We start from the raw sequence: 17275 nt of genomic DNA on the forward strand, positions 1-17275 counted from the left end.
GAGTCGCTCATGACCAGTCTGCTGCACCGTCCCGCGGTCAGGCTTGTTCTCGTCGCCGTCCTGCTGTTGGCCGCGGCACCGGCCTCGGCCCAGTGGCGCGAGAATCCGGGCCATGTCCAGGCGCAGGCGGCACCGACGGCGCCAGGGACCGACGGGGCGGTAGCCGTGCTGCCCAACCTGCGCGGCGACCTGCCCCCCTGGCAACGGACGCTGTACAAGACCATCACCTTCCAGGCGGTGGCCAATGCGACCGACCTGCTGCTGTTCGACGCCCTGATCGGCGGACATGCCCTCGTGCTGGGCGGCTTCGTCGTGGCCAATGCCGCGACGGCGGCCGGGCTCTATTACGGCTTCGAATACCTGTGGCAGCAGGAGGGGCCGACTCTGGCGGAGACCGATGAGGTGACGCTGGTCAAGAAGTCCCTGCTGTTCCAGTCGGTGAACAGCGGCCGGATTTTCCTGCTCGGCTACGGTCTGGGCGCGACCGCGCCGGCCGCGGCCCTGCTCGCGGGGACCGTCTTCGTCACCGATGTCGCGGTGTTCTACGGCAACGAATACTTCTGGGACATCGTCCGGCCGATCGATTCCGCGGCGCCCGGCACGCCGACGATCACGTCCTCTTCAATTCCGGTGAACTACCGATAGCGGCTAGTCTTGGCCGCATGATCACCAGACGGTCCTTCTCCGCGATCGCCGCCGCCGGCCTCGCCGCCGCTTCACTGCCGCGCTCAGGCGCCGCCGTGGGCCTGTCCCCGCGACCGGTGGTCGTGGAACTCTTCACCAGCCAGGGCTGCAGCTCCTGTCCCCCCGCCGACGCCTATCTCGGCCGGCTGGCGGCGCGCGACGACGTGATCGCGCTGGCCTACCATATCGACTACTGGGACTATATCGGCTGGCCCGATCCCTTCGCCGATGCGGCCCATACCGCGCGCCAGCGGGCCTACCAGCACGCGCTGGGCAACCGGACGCTCTACACGCCGCAGATGGTGATCGACGGTGCGGTGGACGCGGTGGGGTCCGACAGCCGGGCGGTGGACGGCATCATCCGCGAGCGGCTCGCGGCGGGGTCCGACGACCGGCCCGTGGTGCGGGTGGAAGCATCCCTCTCACACGGCGAGCTGCGGGCCGAGATCCACGACACCGGCATGCCCGGCCCGGCCGACGTGCTGGCGGTCGCCTATGACGCCCATCACAAGACGCAGATCCGCCGGGGCGAGAATACCGGGCTGAGCCTGGAGAACTTCAACGTGGTCCGCGCGATCCGCAAGATCGGCGAGTTCCACGGTCCGGGCCGCAGCCTCAGCGTGCCGGCCAAGCCCTGGACCGAGGTTGAGGGCGGGATCGCGATCCTGGTGCAGGGCGCCGAGCACGGCCCGATCTGGGGGGCGACGCGGGTGCTGACGGTTTAGTCTTATTCCTCGTCCTCGGGCAGCAGGATCGGCTCGCCGTGGGGCGCGCGCTGGGCGGCGCGGTCCCAGGCGTTCTTGCGCTTGAGAAGCTGTTCCACCGTCAGGTCGGTCTTGGCCAGGACCAGGCCTTCCAGCGCTCTCAGCCAGTGCTGATAGTAGGTGTCGCCCAGATCCGGGTCGCCCTCTTCCTGGGCCGCCTTGATCTCGTTCGACAGGGCGGTGGCCCATTCGTTCCAGGTGTAGAGCCCGGTTTCGTGCAGCTTCACCGCGATGGCGAAGGCCTGCGCCTCCCATGGCTCGCGGAACACCGGCCCGTCATGGTCGACGGGGATGCGGGGCAGGCTCTCCAGGTTCACGGCGGCGGTCATGGCGGTCGTGGTCATGGCGGTCGTGGTCATGCCGGTTCCAGATAGGGTTCCCAGAGATCGGCATGCACGGCGCCGCCCTGGCTCTGCGGTCCCCACAGCTCGTCGGCCGCGAAGGACACGTTGTAGAGGTGGTGGGCGGTCTTGTGGTCGCCGGTGGCGCTGGTGTCGGCGAAGACATGGGCGCCGTGATGCATCACCACCGTGCCGACATGGCCGCGCAGGTAGCGCGGCGCGCGGGTGTGTCCGCTCGGATGGAAGGTTCTCACCCGCACCGTGCTGCCCACCGCGAAGAGCGGGGCGTTCGGCACCTCGCGGATATAGGGCGAGCCCTGCTGCAACGCCTTGAACACCCGGTCGGCCGGCAGGGCCGGAACCGTGCCCGGTCCGGCGGCCTTTCCGGTCTCCAGCTCCTCCGGTGTGACCAGACCCTTTTCCACCAGCATGGTCTCCACGCCGTGCAGCCACTGCTCGTAGTAGGTGTTGTCGAGATACTGCGCCGGGGGCTGGCGTTCGCGGGCGTAGCGCGCCTCGTCGATGGACCACTGGCCGAGGCCGCCGCAGGCGAGCGTCAGGGCGAAGGCCTTCTTCTCCCAGTCGCCGTGGAAGATGGGATGGACCGGCTCGTCCTCGACCGGACCGAAGCCGTGCATCCCGCCCATGTCGTGCGCGCCGTTCATTCTGCCGCCTCCTGGCGGGCCGGGTACTGGACGGTCTCCACACCGATCATGGAATTGCGGGTCACGAGGTCGGCCAGTTCCTCCTCGCTCAGGTCTTCCGTCCCGGCGGGGCGCTGGGGCAGGACGAGGTAGCGCATCTCGGCGGTGGAGTCCCACACGCGGATCTCGACATCGTCGGGCAGGGCGGTGCCGAAATCGGCCAGCACGCCGCGCGGATCGTTCACCGCGCGCGAGCGGTAGGGCGCCGACTTGTACCAGACCGGCGGCAGGCCCAGCACCGGCCAGGGATAGCAGGAGCACAGGGTGCAGACGACGAGGTTGTGGACCGTGTCGGTGTTCTCCACGACCACCATGTGCTCGCCCTGGCGGCCCTCGAAGCCGAAGGACTTGATGGTGGTGGAGGGATCCTCCAGCAGCTGCTTCTTGAAGGCCGGATCGGTCCAGGCCTTGGCCACGACTGCCGCACCGTTGCGCGGGCCGACCTTGGTCTCGTAGGTGTCGACGAACACGTCGAGGGCGGCGGGATCGACCAGCCCCTTCTCCACCAGCAGGGACTCGAGCGCCTTCACGCGAAGCTGAAGCTCGCTCAGCCGCGGGTGCTCGTGGTCATGGTCATGGTCGTGGTGATGATCGTGATCGTGATGATGGTGGTGATCGTGGCCGCTCATGCCATCCTCCCAGGCGTTTCGCAGGAGGGTAGATCAGATCGCCCGGGGAGGAAACGGGGAGCTTGGTGCGGCTCGGGGGTGGTGCAGCGGCCGCGTCAGGCGTCAGGCCGCCGGGTCCCGGCCCGCCCCCGGATCGGGTCCGGGGTCGTCCGGGATGACGACCGATTTTATAAGTACCCGGCCATTTTTTATATTTTCTTTGTTATCTTCCCCATCATCCCGGTTTGTCCTGGGCTTGATCCGGGGCAAGACCGGGACCGTTACTCCGACGTGGCCCGCCGACGTGAAGCCGACTGAACACGTCGGACAAACGCAAAAAGCCGCCCGATCCGGGCGGCTCAGCGTCGGCAATGTCGGGGCGGTTGCTGAAACCGCCCGGCCGGAGACTAGTAGCCCTCGCGCTCCATGCGCTTGCGCATGAGCTTGCGATAGCGACGCACCGCCTCGGCGCGCTCGCGGGCCTTCTTCTCAGACGGCTTTTCGTAGTTGCGGCGCAGCTTCATCTCGCGGAAGACACCCTCGCGCTGCATCTTCTTCTTCAGCGCGCGCAGGGCCTGGTCGACGTTGTTGTCGCGAACGGATACTTGCACGGGTTTCGCACTCCTTTCCTCATTGCCTCGGCACAAATAAACGCCAGCACGACGGACCCGATATCGGATCAATCGGCCAGCACTTACGGTGAGTATACCTCAAAACGCCGTGCCGTTCCAGGGCCGCGTCCGCTGGACCGGCCCCGATGGGCGCGCTATATGCCTCATCATGAGTGCGAAGTCCATAGTCCGTGCTGGCGACCCGGTCCTGCGCCGTATCGCGGCCCCGGTGGCCGATCCCCGTGCCCCGGAAGTCGCGGAGCTGATCCGCGAGATGGAGGCCTGCCTGGCCGAGGCCGGAGGCATCGGCCTCGCCGCGCCGCAGATCGGCGTGTCCGAGCGGGTGATCCTGGTCTCCGTGCCCGCCGCCCGACGGACCGACGACCCGGAAGACGGCCCGCTGCCGCTGACCGCCCTGGTCAATCCGGCGCTGACGCCGATCGACGACGAGCGGGCGCTGGGCATGGAAGGCTGTCTGTCGATCCCCGGCCTGCGCGGCGAGGTTCCGCGCTGGACCCGGGTGCGGCTGACGGCGGTCACGCCGGAGGGCGAGAGCGTCGATACCGTGATGACCGGCATGCGCGCCCGGGTGCTGCAGCATGAGGTCGATCACCTGGACGGCATTCTGTATCTCGACCGGATGACCGATTTCACCCGTTTCGGCTATGTCGAGGAGCTGATCGAGGCGGATATGCGCGACGTGCCGCCGCCATCGCCCGGGCGCGACGCTGCAGCACCCGATCCAACAGAGGAGTCGGCGACATGAGCACCGATCGCACCACGTCCCAAGTCAACCCGATGGACACCCTGCGCGACCGCATTCTGGACGCGGCCCTGCCCAACGTCCTGTTCGACGGCTGGACCCGCCGCAGCCTGACCGACGGAGCGCGATCCGCCGGGCTGGTGGCCGAGGACGTCGACATCGCCTTTCCGGCCGGCGTGCGCGACGCGGTCGGCTACTGGCTGGCCCGGGCCGATACGCGAATGGCCGCCGACATGGAGGCCCACGGTCTGGACGGGCTGAAGATCCGCGAGAAGGTCGCCCTGGGCGTGCGCCTGCGGCTGGAGGCGGTGGAGCCGCACAAGGAGGCGGTGCGCCGCGCCCTGTCGTTCCTGGCGCTGCCCGGCAATACCGGCATGGCCGCGCGCAGCCTGTACCGTACGGTCGACACGATCTGGTGGACCTGCGGCGACACCTCGACCGACTACAATTTCTACTCCAAGCGCGGCCTGCTGGCGGCGGTGTTCAGTTCCACGCTGCTGTACTGGCTCGACGACACCTCCGAAGGCCATGGCGAGACCTGGGCCTTCCTCGACCGCCGGATCGGCGACGTGATGAAGGTGCCGAAGGTCACCGCCCGGCTGAAATCCCTGGGCGAGTATCTGCCCAATCCGCGCCGGTTCTCCCGCGCCTGGCGGGCGGCCCGCGGCTCGTCGGTCTGACATCCGAACCGGGGCGGAAACCTCCGGAATTTCACCGATTGCGCTTGCCGACGCATACCAGCCGGTTATGCTGCGAGATTATATCTTTGTTGCAGCGCAAAGGTGGGTTTTTTGCCAGTCGCCGCCGAGGCCCGCACACCGGGCATTTCGACCGCCTCTCCGCCGATGCTGGAGGTCACCGACCTTCACAAGCGCTTCGGTTCGCTGGAAGTCCTCAAGGGCGTCTCGCTCTCGACCGCCAACAGCAACGTCATCTCGATGATCGGCGCGTCGGGGTCCGGCAAGTCCACCTTCCTGCGCTGCATCAACTTGCTCGAGATCCCCAATGCCGGCGAGGTTCGGGTCGATGGCGAGCTGATCCGGATGGTCCCCGGCCGCGATGGCGGCTTGAAGCCGGCCGACGTCAAGCAGGTCGACCGAATCCGCTCGCGTCTCGCCATGGTGTTCCAGAGCTTCAACCTGTGGACCCACATGACCGTCCTGGAGAACGTGATCGAGGCGCCGGTCCACGTGCTCGGCGTGCCGAAGCGCGAGGCGACCGACCAGGCGATGGCGCTGCTGGACAAGGTCGGCATCGCCGACAAGCGGGACCAGTATCCGGCCCATCTCTCCGGCGGCCAGCAGCAGCGCTGCGCGATCGCCCGCGCGCTCGCCATGGAGCCGCGGGTCATGCTGTTCGACGAGCCGACCTCCGCCCTCGACCCGGAACTGGTGGGCGAGGTGCTGCGGGTCATGCGCCAGCTCGCCGAGGAAGGGCGCACGATGATCATCGTCACCCACGAGATGCGCTTCGCCCGCGAGGTCTCGGACGAGGTTGTTTTCCTGCACCAGGGCCGGATCGAGGAGCAGGGTCCGCCAGCGCAGGTCTTCGGCAACCCCGACTCGGAGCGTTGCCGCCAATTCCTCGCGACCACCGAAGGGATGGGCGTGGGGCAGTAGACCCCCAAGAACCGGTAAAATCCGGATGGGGACGTGTTCAACCAGGAGGACTTCACATGAAAAAGCTGACCACGCTGCTGGCGGTCGCGGCACTCGCCACCGGCGTCGCCACCGCCGCCTCGGCCGCAGACTGGGGCAAGGGCTCATCGGTGCGGATCGCCACCGAGGGCGCCTACGCGCCGTGGAACTACACCGATTCCTCGGGCAACCTCGTGGGCTTCGAGGTCGATCTCTACAAGGATCTCTGCGCCCGCCTGGAGCTCGAGTGCACCCTGCAGCAGCAGGCCTGGGAAGGCATCATCCCGGCGCTGCAGGCCGGCAAGTACGACGCGATCATGGCCGGCATGTCGATCACCGAGAAGCGCATGGAGGTCATCACCTTCTCGCGCTCCTACGCCGCCACCCCGGGTGTTTTCGTCGTCAAGTCCGACGGTCCGTTCGCCGACCTTAAGACCGACGTGGACGCGGTGACGATGTCCGAGCTGGATGACGCCGAGAAGGCCGCCATCGCCACCGTGAAGGAGGCTTTCGCCGGCAAGACCATCGGCGTGCAGATCGCCACCACCCACGAGAACTTCCTGAACGAGTTCATCGCCGGCGACGTGACGGTGAAGACCTACGACACCCAGGAGAACCTGGATCTGGACCTGCAGGCCGGCCGCGTGGACGCTGCCCTGGCCGCCATGTCGTACTGGAAGCCGCTGCTGGAGAAGGACGAGGGCAAGGGCCTGAAGATCGTCGGCCCGGGCTTCACCGGCGGTCCGTTCGGTAATGGCGTCGGTGCCGGCATCCGCAAGGAGGACCAGGCGCTGGCCGACATGTTCTCCAAGGCGATCGGCGAGGCCATCGCCGACGGCACCCTGAGCAAGCTCGCCATCGAGCATTTCGGCTTCGACGCCTCGGCCAAGGAATGACCTTCGCCGGGTGATCCATCGGGGCGGGGACGGCCGACGCGCCGTCCCCGTCCGCATTTCGGTAGCAGGGGGATGACGGGCGCATGCCGGAGTGGATGAGCCTGCTGGCCTGGGGCGACTCGGGCTGGGGCGACGAGATGGTGCGGGGTGCGGGCTGGACGCTGCTGGTGGCGGTGATCGCCTTCGCGCTGGGCATCGTGCTCGGCACCGGCGGGGCGGCGGTGAAGCTGTCCCGGGTGCCGCTGGTGCCGCTGCTGGGCGACGTCTACACCACCCTGGTGCGCGGCATTCCCGACCTGATCACCATCTACATCATCTTCTTCGGCGGCGGGCAGGCGGTGATGGCCGTCGCCAAGCTGTTCGGCTACAACGGCTATATCGAGTTCAACGCGCTGACCACCGGCGTTCTGGCGCTGGGATTCATCTCCGGCGCCTATTCCACCGAGGTGATCCGCGGCGCCGTGCTGGCGGTGCCCAAGGGGCAGATCGAGGCGGCCAAGGCCTGCGGCATGAGCCGCTGGGTGATGTTCCGCCGCATCCTGGTGCCCCAGGTGGCGCGCTACGCCCTGCCGGGACTGGGCAATGTCTGGCAGCTCACCCTGAAGGACACCTCGCTGATCTCCGTCGTCGGCCTGACCGAGATCATGCGTCAGGCCTTCGTCGCCTCCGGTTCGACCAAGCAGCCGATCGTCTTCTTCATGTCGGCGGCCGTGCTCTACCTGGCGCTGACCTCGCTCTCCAACAAGGTGTTCGGCCGGGCGGAAGCCTTCGCCAACCGCGGCGTGCGGAGAGCCTGAGCGATGATCAAGCTGTTCGACCAGCCGGACAACACCTGGGAGCTCATCGCCAACGGTCTGCCCTGGACCCTGACGCTCGCCGGCTCGTCCCTGGCGCTCGGGTTTTTCCTGGCGATCGGCCTGGCCCTGGTGCGGCTGTCGCCGTATCGGCCGCTGCAGGCGCTGGCCTATGCCTATGTCTATCTGTTCCGCTCCACTCCGCTGCTGGTGCAGATCTTCCTGATCTATTACGGACTCGGCCAGTTCGAGGCGGTGCAGCAGAGCTTCCTGTGGCCGCTCCTGCGCGAGGCGCACTGGTGCGCCATCCTGGCGCTGACCCTGAACACCACCGCCTATACCGCGGAGATCATCCGCGGCGGGCTGCTCGCCGTGCCCTGGGGGCAGGTGGAGGCGGCCAAGGCCTGCGGTATGAGCACCTGGCTGCGGTTCCGACGGGTGATCTTCCCCCAGGCGATCCGCCAGGCCCTGCCGGGCTACGGCAACGAGATCGTGCTGATGATCAAGTCGACCTCGCTGGCCAGCACCATCACCATCCTGGACATGACCCTGATCGCCCGCAAGGAGACCTCGGCCACGTTCAGCATCGAGCCGCTGTTCATCGCTGCGGCGTTCTATCTGGTGATCAACTTCGTGGCGACGCGGGGGGTGATGTGGCTGGAATACCGGCTGTCGCCGGATCTGCGCGAGGCCAAGACCGGCCGGACCCTGCCGGACCAGGACGTCGCCAATGCCCATTGAACTGGTCCCCTATCCGGCCGACGAGGTGGCGCGGCTGGAGACCTGGCTCGCCGCCCCGCATGTGAAGCGCTGGTGGAAGCCGCACTGGACCGCGCCGGTGGTGGAGGCGTTCCACGCCGGGACCCCGGTGCCGGACTGGCTGCGGCCGTGGCGGATCGACCTGGACGGCCGGCCGATCGGCTATGCCCAGGACTATGACGCGCTGAAGGACGGCGATGTCTGGCTGCAGGTCGACGGGGTCGGGCCGGGCACCCGGGGCATCGACCTGCTGATCGGCGAGGAGGACGTGGTGAACCGCAAGCACGGCCGCGCCGCGATCCGCGCCCTGACCGCAAAGCTGTTCGCCGAGGCGGGCTGCGAGCGGGTCGTGGCCGATCCGCATCCGGACCATTGGGGGGCGATCATCGCCTTTCAGAAGGCCGGGTACCGCGAGCGCGGCCGCCACCGCTTCCCCTCCGGTCAGGTCATGGTGCTGACCGCGGCGAAAGCGGTTTGGAAAGCTTGAACCCCGGCGCCATTTGAGGAACGTTACAAGACTGACGCCGTGCGCATCGCGACCGAGGGCTCCGTGGAAGATCTGGAAGAATTGAAACGCCGGCTCGCCGAACTGAAGACCGAGCACCGCGACCTGGACGACGTGATCGCTCGCCTGATCGAGCGCGCGCCCTTCGACCAGATCCAGTTGCAGCGGCTGAAGAAGCGCAAGCTGTCGCTGAAGGATCAGATGAGCCGGCTCGAAAGCCAGATCCTGCCCGACATCATCGCCTGAACCGACCGCGCGCTAACCCATTAAAGATAGAGCAAAACTAAGCCGTCTTCCGGTCGTTGTATTTCAGGATCACCTTGCGCAGGCCGCCGCGCAGTTCGGCGCCGACCGGGCCGCCGTCGCCCTTGATCTTGGCCTGGCTGATGGCCTTCAGCGCGTCGATATGCATGCCCAGCACCTCGGTTTCCGGCGCGCCGATCTGGTCGGACAGGTCGATGAATTTGCAGGCGCTGTCGCCCACCTGGCTGACCAGCGGATAGCCGAAGGTCCCGGCCTGGCCGCGCAGGTCGTGCAGCATGCGCCGTACCTGGCCCAGGGCGTCCTTGTCCGCACCGTCGCTCTTGCGCACCGCCTCCATCGCTTCGCCGAGGGCGGGGATGGTGGCGGCGAAGATCTCCTCGAACTCGCCGGACAGTTTCTGCACCTGCTTGTCGGCCCGGCGGATCAGGTTGGCCGGATCCGCGCCCTGTTCGACCCGGACCTTCTTGCGGATCGGGTTCGGATTGTCGATGAATTCGACCTTGTGCTTGTCGGTCATCAGGATCCCCTGAAACGTCGCCGGGACGTCACGCCTGTTTCTTCACGTCGATATCGGTCGCGTCGTCCATCGAGCGGTCGTCGGCGCGCCGCTTGGGTCCGAGATACCCCGGCTCGAAGCGGCGGCGTCGGTCCGGACCGAAATAGGACCCGGTGCGCACGAATCGGCGCGGGTGCTCGATGATCGAGACGATCCGGGCATAGATCGCGGCGGCGGAGACCGGCTTGGCCAGGAACTCGGTCATGCCGGTGTCGCGGGCCTGCAACACGTTGCGGGCGATGGTGTTGGCCGAGACGACGATGACCGGGGTGAGCGGGTTCAGCCCACGCTTGCCGCTGCGCACGGTCTGCAGAAGTTTGGATCCGGCCATCCCTTCCAACTCCCAGTCCATCACGATGATGTCGGCCGCGGTGTTGCGAAGTTCCTCCAGGGCCTCCTGCCCGTCGCGTGCCTCGACGACGTGGGTGACCCCGAGTCCTTTGATGACGTTAACCAATATAGACCGCATGAATCGGTTGTCCTCGACCACGAGGACCGAGATCGCCTCCAATGCATACGTCTTCATCGACATCAGCAACGCCTTTTATCACAAGAGTTTATTCTAACCTTCGCAACCCTGGCTGTCAGCAAGGCTGGCTGTTCTTGAATGCGGCGGGTCCGGTTCGTATAGTCCGCGGCTTCGCGGCTTCAGGTGGTCGCGGGCACAATCGACAACTTGGAGGCGAATATGCCCTCACCCAAGGTCGGCGTGATCATGGGCAGCCAGTCCGACTGGTCAACCATGAAACACGTCTGCGACGTATTGGAAGACCTCGGGATCGCGTATGAGGCGCGGATCGTGTCGGCCCACCGCACGCCGAAGCGGATGGTTGAGTATGCCGAGGCCGCCAAGGGCCGGGGCCTGCAGGTGATCGTGGCCGGCGCCGGCGGTGCCGCCCATCTTCCGGGCATGGTCGCCTCCATGACCACCCTGCCGGTGCTGGGCGTGCCGGTCGAAAGCAAGGCCCTGTCCGGTTGGGACAGCCTGCTGTCGATCGTGCAGATGCCGGGCGGCGTTCCGGTCGGAACCCTGGCCATCGGCAAGGCCGGGGCGACCAATGCCGGGCTGATGGCCGCCTCCATTGTCGCGCTGTCCGACCCGGAGGCGGATGCCGCCCTGGTGGCCTGGCGTCAGGCGCGTACCGAGTCGGTCGCCGACGTCCCCACGGACGAGGGCTGATCCATGGCGCTCCAGCCTCTCCCCGCGAACGCCGTCATCGGAATCCTCGGCGGCGGCCAGCTCGGCCGGATGACGGCCCTTGCCGCCGCCCCGCTCGGGTACCGCTGCCATATCTACGATCCCGACGCCGACGGCGGGCCGGCCGCGCAGGTCTCGTTCGCGGCGACCTCGGCGGCCTGGGACGACTGGGCGGCGCTGGACGCCTTCGCCGAGGCGGTCGATGTCGTGACCTACGAATTCGAGAACGTGCCCGTCGCGACGGTCGAGTACCTGATGAAGCGCGTGGCCGTGCGCCCCGGGCCGATGGCCCTGGAGGTCGCCCAGCACCGGGTGACCGAGAAGAGTTTCGCGCGGGACCAGGGCCTGGAGACCGCGCAGTTCTGGGGGGTGACCACCCTGGACGAGCTGATCGACGGGCTGTCCGCCGTCGGCGTGCCGGCGATCCTGAAGACCTGCCGGCTCGGCTATGACGGCAAGGGGCAGATCCGGGTCGACATGGAGTCCAGCCTCGCCACCGTGTGGGAGGAACTCGGCAGCGACGACGCCATTCTGGAACGCATGGTGCCGTTCGTCACCGAGGTCTCGGTGATCGCCGCGCGCGGTGCCGACGGCGAGATCGCCTGCTTCCCGGTGACCGAGAACAGCCACGAGGACGGCATCCTGCGCCGCTCGGTGGTGCCTGCCCGGGTATCCGACGCGGTCGCCGCGGCGGCCCGCAAGGCGGCGGAGACCCTGATCGACGGCCTGGACATCGTCGGCCTTCTGGCCGTGGAGATGTTCGTGACCGAGGACGCCGAAGTGCTGATCAACGAGGTCGCGCCCCGGCCGCACAATTCCGGCCACTGGACCCAGAACGGCTGCGCCACCTCGCAGTTCGAGCAATTCGTCCGCGCGGTCGCCGGCCTGCCGCTCGGGCCGACCGACATCCTGTACGAGAGCGAGATGCTGAACCTGATCGGCGACGATGTGGACAAGGTGTCGGGCTATCTGCGCGATCCGGACGCCCATGTGCATCTCTACGGCAAGGCGGAAGCCCGGCCCGGTCGCAAGATGGGACACGTGAACCGGCGGCTCAGCCCTCGCCGAGGATAGCCAGCCGCTGCTGGATCGCGGCGCGGATCGGCGAGTCCTCGGGCAGCCGCTCCAGCAGCCGGGTCCAGAGATCCCGGGCGGCCTCCGTGTCGCCCTTGCGCGCGGCGATCATGCCGCCGAAGAATAGCCCTTCCGGATTCTCCGGCTCGATCTCCCGCACCCGAGCGACCGTGTCGATGAACGCCTGGGGCATCGCCCGGTTGGCGGTGCCCGGCGGGAACAGGGCGCGGGCGTAGTCGAGCTGGACGTCGGCCCGGTCCGGCGCCCGCTCCGCCGCCTCCTTGTAGGCGGCCACGGACTTCTCCGGCTCGCCCAGCACCTGCCAGGACCGGCCCAGCCGCAGCCAGCCGTCGATATCGCTCGGATCGGCCTCCAGCCGGGCCTGCAGCCCGTCGACCATGCCACGGATCATCGCCAGGCGATCCTCCGACGACATGGACTGGGCGGCGGCCACGTCCTCTTGGCTGGGACCGCGCGGCCCCGACGCCGTCGGCCGCTCGCCGACCACCTCCTGGCCCAGGGCCGCCAGGTCGATGCCGTTCTCGGCGGCCACATCCTCCATCCGCTGCATCAGCCCGGCCCGCCAAGGCGCATCGGGCGGCGTGTCGGCGGCCAGGGCCAGCCACTGCCGCAGCGCGGATTCCGCGTCTCCCGCCTGCAGAGCGCCCAGGGCCAGGTAATAGCGGGCGCGGGGATCCGCCGGTGCGATCTCCAGCACGTCCCGGAAGGCCTGGCGGGCGTCCGGCGTCACGATGCCGCGGTCGCGTCGGACCAGGGCCTCGGCCATCTCGCCGAGCGCTTCGGCACCGCCGCCCAGCCCGGCCGAGCGCCGGAAGGCGACGGCGGCCTGCTCGAAATCCCCGAGGGCCAGCCGGGATCGGCCGAGCAGCATCCAGCCTTCCAGATCGTCCGGCTGGCTACCCAGCCGCTGCTCCAGGTTCTGCACCATCTCCATGATACCGCGCTGACGCTGCGCCAGCTCGGCCATGCGGGTGCGCTCGTCGGCGCGGGCGGACAGCGGAAGGTCGGGCATGCCGGGGCTGCCCGCATGCAGGTAGACGGCCGCGGTGGCGGCCGGCACGCCGACGATGATCAGCGCGGCGACGGTGAAGCGGCGCCAGCGGGTGGAGGCGGGATCGGTCGCGGTCGGGGCCTCGTCGCGATCCGCCTCGGCCAGGATGCGGCGCTCCACCTCGATCCGGGCGGCATCCGCCTCCGCATCGGCCAGCCGCCCGGCGGCCCGGTCGCGCTCGATCTCCGCAAGCTGGTCCTTCAGCACCGCCAGACCGTGTTCCGCGCGCGGCGCCGTGGCCTGGCGCCGGCGGACCAGCGGCGCGATCAGGGCGAGCACGGCGGCAAGCACCAGGACGCCGGCGACGGCCCAGAACATCATGCCGGCCTCCCGGTGTCGTCTTCCTCGTCCAGCAGCGCGTCCAGGCGCATCCGCTCCTCCGGTGTGAGCGGTGTGGGCGTGGCGGCCTTGCGCCGGCGCGCCAGGGTGACGATCACCACGATGGCGCCCAGTCCGAGCAGGGCGGCGGGGCCGTACCAGAGGATCAGCGTGCTCTCGGTCTTCGGCGGCTCCAGCAGCACGAAGGGGCCGTAGCGGGCCACCAGGAAATCGAGCACCTCCTGGTCGCTGTCGCCGGCGATCAGGCGCTCGCGCACCAGCAGACGCAGGTCGCGGGCCAACTCGGCGTTGCTGTCGTCGATCGACTGGTTCTGGCAGACCAGGCAGCGCACCTCGGCGCTGAGCGTGCGGGCGCGGGCCTCCAGCGCCGCATCATCCAGCACCTCGTCGGGCTGCACGGCCAGCGCCGGCCCGGCGGCCAGCAGCAGGAGGGCGAGGAGCAGGGCACGGATCGCCGGTCGGATCATTGCTCCAGCTCCTTCAGCAGCGGCACCAGGGTCGCCTCCGCCACCCGGTCGGTCACCTCGCCCACATGGCGGTGGCGGATCACGCCGCTGCCGTCGATCACATAGGTCTCGGGCACGCCGTAGACGCCGAACTCGATTCCGGTGCGGCCGTCGCGGTCGACCCCGATCCGCGCGTACGGATTGCCGAGATCGGACAGGAACCGGCGGGTGGCCACCGGGTCGTCCTTGTAGGCCAGGCCGTAGACCGTGACGCCGTCCCCGGCCAGGGCCTGCAGCCGGGGGATCTCGGCCCGGCAGGGGGCGCACCAGGAGGCGAAGACGTTGACCAGCACCGGCTTGCCGGCGAGGTCGGCGGAGGCGAGGCCGGGCGCGCCCGGCTCCAGGCCCGGCAGGTCGAAGGCCGGCACCGGCTTGTCCAGCAGGACCGACGGCAGTTCCTGCGGATTGCGCCCGTCCAGGATCGGCCAGGCCAGGGCTGCCACCAGGGCGACGGCGGCGGCGAGCGGAATCAGGGCGAACAGGCGGCGCACGGGCTCAGTCGTCTCCGCCGGCGGCGGCGAGCGCCGTACGCTCGCGGCGCGGGGCCGGTGCGCCGACGCGCAGGCGCCGGTCGGCGAGCGAGACCAGCCCGCCCAGGGACATCAGAAACCCGCCGACCCAGATCCACATCACCAGGGCCTTGTGATAGACGCGGACGGTCCAGCGGTCGCCGTCGGCCGGCTCGCCCAGCACGGCATAGAGATCGCCGGCCGGGCGCACCCGGATCGCCGCCTCGGTGGTCTGCTGGCCCTCGGCCGGGAAGAAGCGGCGCTCGGATTCCAGGCGCTGGCCGTTCTCCAGGACGAAGGTGCCGACCTGGGCGTTGAAGTTGGGCCCCGCCCGCTCGGTCACTCCCTCGAAGGTCAGGGTGTGGCCGGCGATCTCCACCTTGTCGCCCCGGGAAGCGTAACGCACGACCTCGGCGCTGAAGAAGGTTTCGCCGACCGCGCCGACGATGAACACCGCCAGCCCGAGATGGGCGAGCGTCATGCCGTAGGCGGCGCGCGGCAGGCCGGCGGCGCGGGACAGGGAGCTGGACAGCGGCACCCGGAACAGGCGGATCCGGTCGGCCAGTTCGGTCAGCACGGCGACCCCCAGCCAGGCGGCGAGCGCCATGCCCAGGGCCGCGCCGACCGGCGCGCCCTGCAGCCAGGCCAGCGCCAAGCCGAGCGAAATGGCGATGATGGCGGCGGCCCAGAGGTTATGCAGGGCGCCGGCCAGGTCGCCGCGCTTCCAGGCCAGCAGCGGACCGATGCCGACCGCGATGACCAGCGGCACCATCAGCGGCACGAAGGTCGCCTCGAAGAACGGCGGGCCGACGGAGACCTTCTCGCCGGTCACCGTTTCCAGCGCCAGCGGATACAGGGTGCCGATCAGCACGGTGGCCGCCGCGGTCGCGGTCAGCAGGTTGTTCAGCACCAGCCCGCCCTCGCGGCTGATCGGCCGGAACACACCGCCGCCCTCCATCGTCGGCGCACGCCAGGCATAGAGCGCGAAGGAGCCGCCGATGGCGATCGCCAGCAGGACGAGAATGAACATGCCGCGCTCCGGATCGACGGCGAAGGCATGCACGCTGGTCAGCACGCCGGAGCGCACCAGGAAGGTGCCGAGCAGGGACAGGGCGAAGGCGATCAGCGCCAGCAGGATGGTCCAGCTCTTCAGGGCGTCGCGCTTCTCCACCACGATGGCGGAATGCAGCAGGGCGGTCGCCGCCAGCCAGGGCATGAAGCTGGCGTTCTCCACCGGATCCCAGAACCACCAGCCGCCCCAGCCGAGCTCGTAATAGGCCCAGCCCGAGCCGAGTATGATGCCGGCGGTCAGCGCCACCCAGGCGGCCAGGGTCCAGGGCCGCACCCAGCGGGCCCAGGATGGATCGACCCGGCCCTCCAGCAGGGCGGCGACGGCGAAGGAGAAGGTGGTGGAGAGCCCGACATAGCCGAGATAGAGCATCGGCGGATGCAGGGCGAGGCCGATATCCTGCAGCAGCGGGTTCAGCCCACGGCCGTCGATCGGCGGCGGCACGACTCGTTCGAACGGGTTCGAGGTGAACAGGATGAAGGCGAGGAAGCCGATGCCGATCATCCCCTGGATCGCGATGGTCCGCGCCCGCAGGCTCTCCGGCAGATTGCCGCCGAACGCCGCCACCGCCGCGCCGAACAGCGACAGGATCAGCACCCACAGCAGCATCGAGCCCTCGTGGTTCCCCCACACCCCCGACACCTTGTAGATCATCGGCTTCAGGGAATGGGAGTTCGCGGCCACGTTGGAGACCGAGAAGTCCGAGGTCACGAAGGCGTGGGTCAGCGCGCCGAAGGAAAGGATCAGCGCGGCGAACTGGACCAGGGCCGCCGGTTGCGCCATGGCCATGAGCGTGGAATCTCCGCGCGCCGCGCCGTAGAGCGGCACCACGGTCTGGAACACCGCGACGACCAGCGCGGCGGCGAGTGCCAGATGGCCGAGCTCGGCGATCAAGAGCCACCTCCGGTCTGTTGTGCGCCGGTCTCCTGGGCGTCAGGGTACGGGGATTCCCCGTCCTTCCAGTGACCCTGCTTCTTCAGAGCGTCGGCCACTTCCTTGGGCATGTAGGTCTCGTCGTGCTTGGCCAGGACCTCGTCCGCCTGGAACACGGCGTTCTGCAGGCGGCCCTGGGCGACGATGCCCTGCCCCTCGCGGAACAGGTCCGGCAGGATGCCGACATAGCGGACGGTCAGCGTCGAATTGCCGTCGGTGACGTTGAAGCGGATCTCCGCGTCGGCCGGGCCGCGCTCCACCGACCCGCTCTCCACCAGCCCGCCGACGCGGATGCGGCGTTCGGGATCCACCGGCTCCGCCCGCAGGTCGGTCGGGCTGAAGAAGAAGACGACGCTGTCCTCGAACGCGGTCAGCACCAGTCCGGCGGCGATGCCGAGGAAGGCGAGGCCGCCGACGATCAGGGCGATGCGCTGGTTCTTCCGGGTCATGGGGCGTCCCCCCGCATGTCGGCAGGACGGCGGATGTCGGAGCCGAGCTCACGCAGCCGCGCCACTTCTGCCTCGAGGCGGCGGGCATCGGTCCAGGAATGAATCAGAAGTCCGATCAGGACGAGCGCCGCGATGCCGTAGGACGGCCACACATACGCCGCGTATCCACCCATCGAGAAATAGTCCACGCCCGGTTCTCCCCGGTCTGTAACCCACGGGTACCTACGCACCCTTGCCCGC

General features: G+C 68.7%; 24 protein-coding genes. 12 read left to right on the forward strand and 12 right to left on the reverse strand.

Annotated elements, in window-relative coordinates:
* The first annotated feature begins 9 nt into the window (after positions 1 to 9).
* Together BLS34_RS07655 and BLS34_RS07660 are read left to right on the forward strand one after the other, a co-directional pair.
* Positions 10 to 645 carry a hypothetical protein gene (locus BLS34_RS07655; RefSeq protein ID WP_093149389.1) on the forward strand — a complete coding sequence of 212 codons (636 nt, stop codon included), beginning with the start codon at positions 10 to 12 and terminating at the stop codon, positions 643 to 645.
* Positions 646 to 662: 17 nt separating this feature from the next.
* Complete coding sequence (locus BLS34_RS07660; RefSeq protein WP_093149393.1) at positions 663 to 1409, forward strand: DUF1223 domain-containing protein; 747 nt, start codon at positions 663 to 665, stop codon at positions 1407 to 1409.
* 2 nt (positions 1410 to 1411) lie between these two features.
* Here the strand turns inward: BLS34_RS07660 and BLS34_RS07665 are convergent, their stop codons facing one another.
* From BLS34_RS07665 to rpsU, 4 genes are all read right to left on the reverse strand, one after another.
* A complete protein-coding gene (locus tag BLS34_RS07665; protein ID WP_245701938.1) occupies positions 1412 to 1807 on the reverse strand; it encodes a nitrile hydratase accessory protein in 396 nt (131 codons plus the stop codon).
* Complete coding sequence (gene nthB, locus BLS34_RS07670; protein ID WP_028793269.1) at positions 1804 to 2454, reverse strand: nitrile hydratase subunit beta; 651 nt, start codon at positions 2452 to 2454, stop codon at positions 1804 to 1806. The genes BLS34_RS07665 and nthB overlap by 4 nt, the downstream gene beginning before the upstream one ends.
* The gene (gene nthA / locus BLS34_RS07675; RefSeq protein WP_093149395.1) at positions 2451 to 3122 is read right to left on the reverse strand and encodes a nitrile hydratase subunit alpha; all 672 of its coding nucleotides are present in this window, start codon (positions 3120 to 3122) and stop codon (positions 2451 to 2453) included. The genes nthB and nthA overlap by 4 nt, the downstream gene beginning before the upstream one ends.
* 386 nt (positions 3123 to 3508) lie before the next feature.
* Positions 3509 to 3712, reverse strand: coding sequence for a 30S ribosomal protein S21 (gene rpsU / locus BLS34_RS07680; protein WP_028793271.1), 204 nt, complete (start codon positions 3710 to 3712; stop codon positions 3509 to 3511).
* Between the two features lie 169 nt (positions 3713 to 3881).
* On the opposite strand from rpsU, the gene def reads away from it, so the two are divergent.
* The 8 genes from def to BLS34_RS07720 all read left to right on the forward strand — a co-directional run bounded on the left by def (position 3882) and on the right by BLS34_RS07720 (position 9312).
* Positions 3882 to 4478 (forward strand): peptide deformylase, encoded by a 597-nt coding sequence (gene def / locus BLS34_RS07685; RefSeq protein WP_093149396.1) that lies wholly within the window; start codon positions 3882 to 3884, stop codon positions 4476 to 4478.
* Positions 4475 to 5155: a COQ9 family protein gene (locus tag BLS34_RS07690; protein ID WP_051243984.1), complete on the forward strand. Its 681-nt coding sequence runs from the start codon at positions 4475 to 4477 to the stop codon at positions 5153 to 5155. The genes def and BLS34_RS07690 overlap by 4 nt, the downstream gene beginning before the upstream one ends.
* A 165-nt stretch (positions 5156 to 5320) precedes the next feature.
* Positions 5321 to 6094, forward strand: coding sequence for an ABC transporter ATP-binding protein (locus BLS34_RS07695; protein WP_093149399.1), 774 nt, complete (start codon positions 5321 to 5323; stop codon positions 6092 to 6094).
* A gap of 56 nt (positions 6095 to 6150) precedes the next feature.
* Positions 6151 to 7008: a transporter substrate-binding domain-containing protein gene (locus BLS34_RS07700; protein WP_093149400.1), complete on the forward strand. Its 858-nt coding sequence runs from the start codon at positions 6151 to 6153 to the stop codon at positions 7006 to 7008.
* An 83-nt stretch (positions 7009 to 7091) separates the two neighbouring features.
* Positions 7092 to 7805: an ABC transporter permease gene (locus tag BLS34_RS07705; protein WP_093149402.1), complete on the forward strand. Its 714-nt coding sequence runs from the start codon at positions 7092 to 7094 to the stop codon at positions 7803 to 7805.
* A gap of 3 nt (positions 7806 to 7808) precedes the next feature.
* Entirely contained in the window at positions 7809 to 8543 is a 735-nt protein-coding gene (locus BLS34_RS07710; protein ID WP_093149404.1) for an ABC transporter permease, read from the forward strand.
* The gene (locus BLS34_RS07715; RefSeq protein ID WP_051243990.1) at positions 8533 to 9048 is read left to right on the forward strand and encodes a GNAT family N-acetyltransferase; all 516 of its coding nucleotides are present in this window, start codon (positions 8533 to 8535) and stop codon (positions 9046 to 9048) included. The genes BLS34_RS07710 and BLS34_RS07715 overlap by 11 nt, the downstream gene beginning before the upstream one ends.
* 39 nt (positions 9049 to 9087) lie before the next feature.
* Positions 9088 to 9312, forward strand: coding sequence for a YdcH family protein (locus BLS34_RS07720; protein WP_425425872.1), 225 nt, complete (start codon positions 9088 to 9090; stop codon positions 9310 to 9312).
* Positions 9313 to 9349: 37 nt separating this feature from the next.
* Here BLS34_RS07720 and BLS34_RS07725 read toward each other — a convergent pair whose 3' ends face one another.
* Together BLS34_RS07725 and BLS34_RS07730 are read right to left on the reverse strand one after the other, a co-directional pair.
* Entirely contained in the window at positions 9350 to 9847 is a 498-nt protein-coding gene (locus tag BLS34_RS07725; protein ID WP_028793277.1) for an Hpt domain-containing protein, read from the reverse strand.
* Between the two features lie 28 nt (positions 9848 to 9875).
* Positions 9876 to 10418, reverse strand: coding sequence for a response regulator (locus tag BLS34_RS07730; protein ID WP_051244830.1), 543 nt, complete (start codon positions 10416 to 10418; stop codon positions 9876 to 9878).
* A 156-nt stretch (positions 10419 to 10574) separates the two neighbouring features.
* On the opposite strand from BLS34_RS07730, the gene purE reads away from it, so the two are divergent.
* Together purE and BLS34_RS07740 are read left to right on the forward strand one after the other, a co-directional pair.
* Positions 10575 to 11066 carry a 5-(carboxyamino)imidazole ribonucleotide mutase gene (gene purE, locus BLS34_RS07735; RefSeq protein WP_028793279.1) on the forward strand — a complete coding sequence of 164 codons (492 nt, stop codon included), beginning with the start codon at positions 10575 to 10577 and terminating at the stop codon, positions 11064 to 11066.
* Between the two features lie 3 nt (positions 11067 to 11069).
* Entirely contained in the window at positions 11070 to 12158 is a 1089-nt protein-coding gene (locus BLS34_RS07740; RefSeq protein ID WP_093149406.1) for a 5-(carboxyamino)imidazole ribonucleotide synthase, read from the forward strand.
* On the opposite strand, the gene ccmI is transcribed toward BLS34_RS07740, so the two are convergent.
* The 6 genes from ccmI to ccmD are packed head-to-tail and all read right to left on the reverse strand — an operon-like array spanning position 12139 to position 17223.
* The gene (ccmI, locus tag BLS34_RS07745) at positions 12139 to 13551 is read right to left on the reverse strand and encodes a c-type cytochrome biogenesis protein CcmI (RefSeq protein WP_093149407.1); all 1413 of its coding nucleotides are present in this window, start codon (positions 13549 to 13551) and stop codon (positions 12139 to 12141) included. The genes BLS34_RS07740 and ccmI overlap by 20 nt on opposite strands.
* On the reverse strand, positions 13548 to 14036 hold the full coding sequence (locus BLS34_RS07750) for a cytochrome c-type biogenesis protein (RefSeq protein ID WP_028793281.1): 489 nt from the start codon (positions 14034 to 14036) through the stop codon (positions 13548 to 13550). Before BLS34_RS07750 ends, ccmI begins: the two co-directional genes overlap by 4 nt.
* On the reverse strand, positions 14033 to 14566 hold the full coding sequence (locus BLS34_RS07755) for a DsbE family thiol:disulfide interchange protein (RefSeq protein ID WP_093149409.1): 534 nt from the start codon (positions 14564 to 14566) through the stop codon (positions 14033 to 14035). Before BLS34_RS07755 ends, BLS34_RS07750 begins: the two co-directional genes overlap by 4 nt.
* A 4-nt stretch (positions 14567 to 14570) precedes the next feature.
* On the reverse strand, positions 14571 to 16547 hold the full coding sequence (locus tag BLS34_RS07760) for a heme lyase CcmF/NrfE family subunit (RefSeq protein ID WP_028793283.1): 1977 nt from the start codon (positions 16545 to 16547) through the stop codon (positions 14571 to 14573).
* The gene (gene ccmE, locus BLS34_RS07765; protein WP_028793284.1) at positions 16544 to 17035 is read right to left on the reverse strand and encodes a cytochrome c maturation protein CcmE; all 492 of its coding nucleotides are present in this window, start codon (positions 17033 to 17035) and stop codon (positions 16544 to 16546) included. Before ccmE ends, BLS34_RS07760 begins: the two co-directional genes overlap by 4 nt.
* Positions 17032 to 17223 (reverse strand): heme exporter protein CcmD, encoded by a 192-nt coding sequence (ccmD, locus tag BLS34_RS07770; RefSeq protein ID WP_028793285.1) that lies wholly within the window; start codon positions 17221 to 17223, stop codon positions 17032 to 17034. Before ccmD ends, ccmE begins: the two co-directional genes overlap by 4 nt.
* Positions 17224 to 17275 lie beyond the last annotated feature (52 nt).

The sequence above is a fragment of the Thalassobaculum litoreum DSM 18839 genome (assembly GCF_900102465.1).
Lineage (GTDB): Bacteria > Pseudomonadota > Alphaproteobacteria > Thalassobaculales > Thalassobaculaceae > Thalassobaculum > Thalassobaculum litoreum.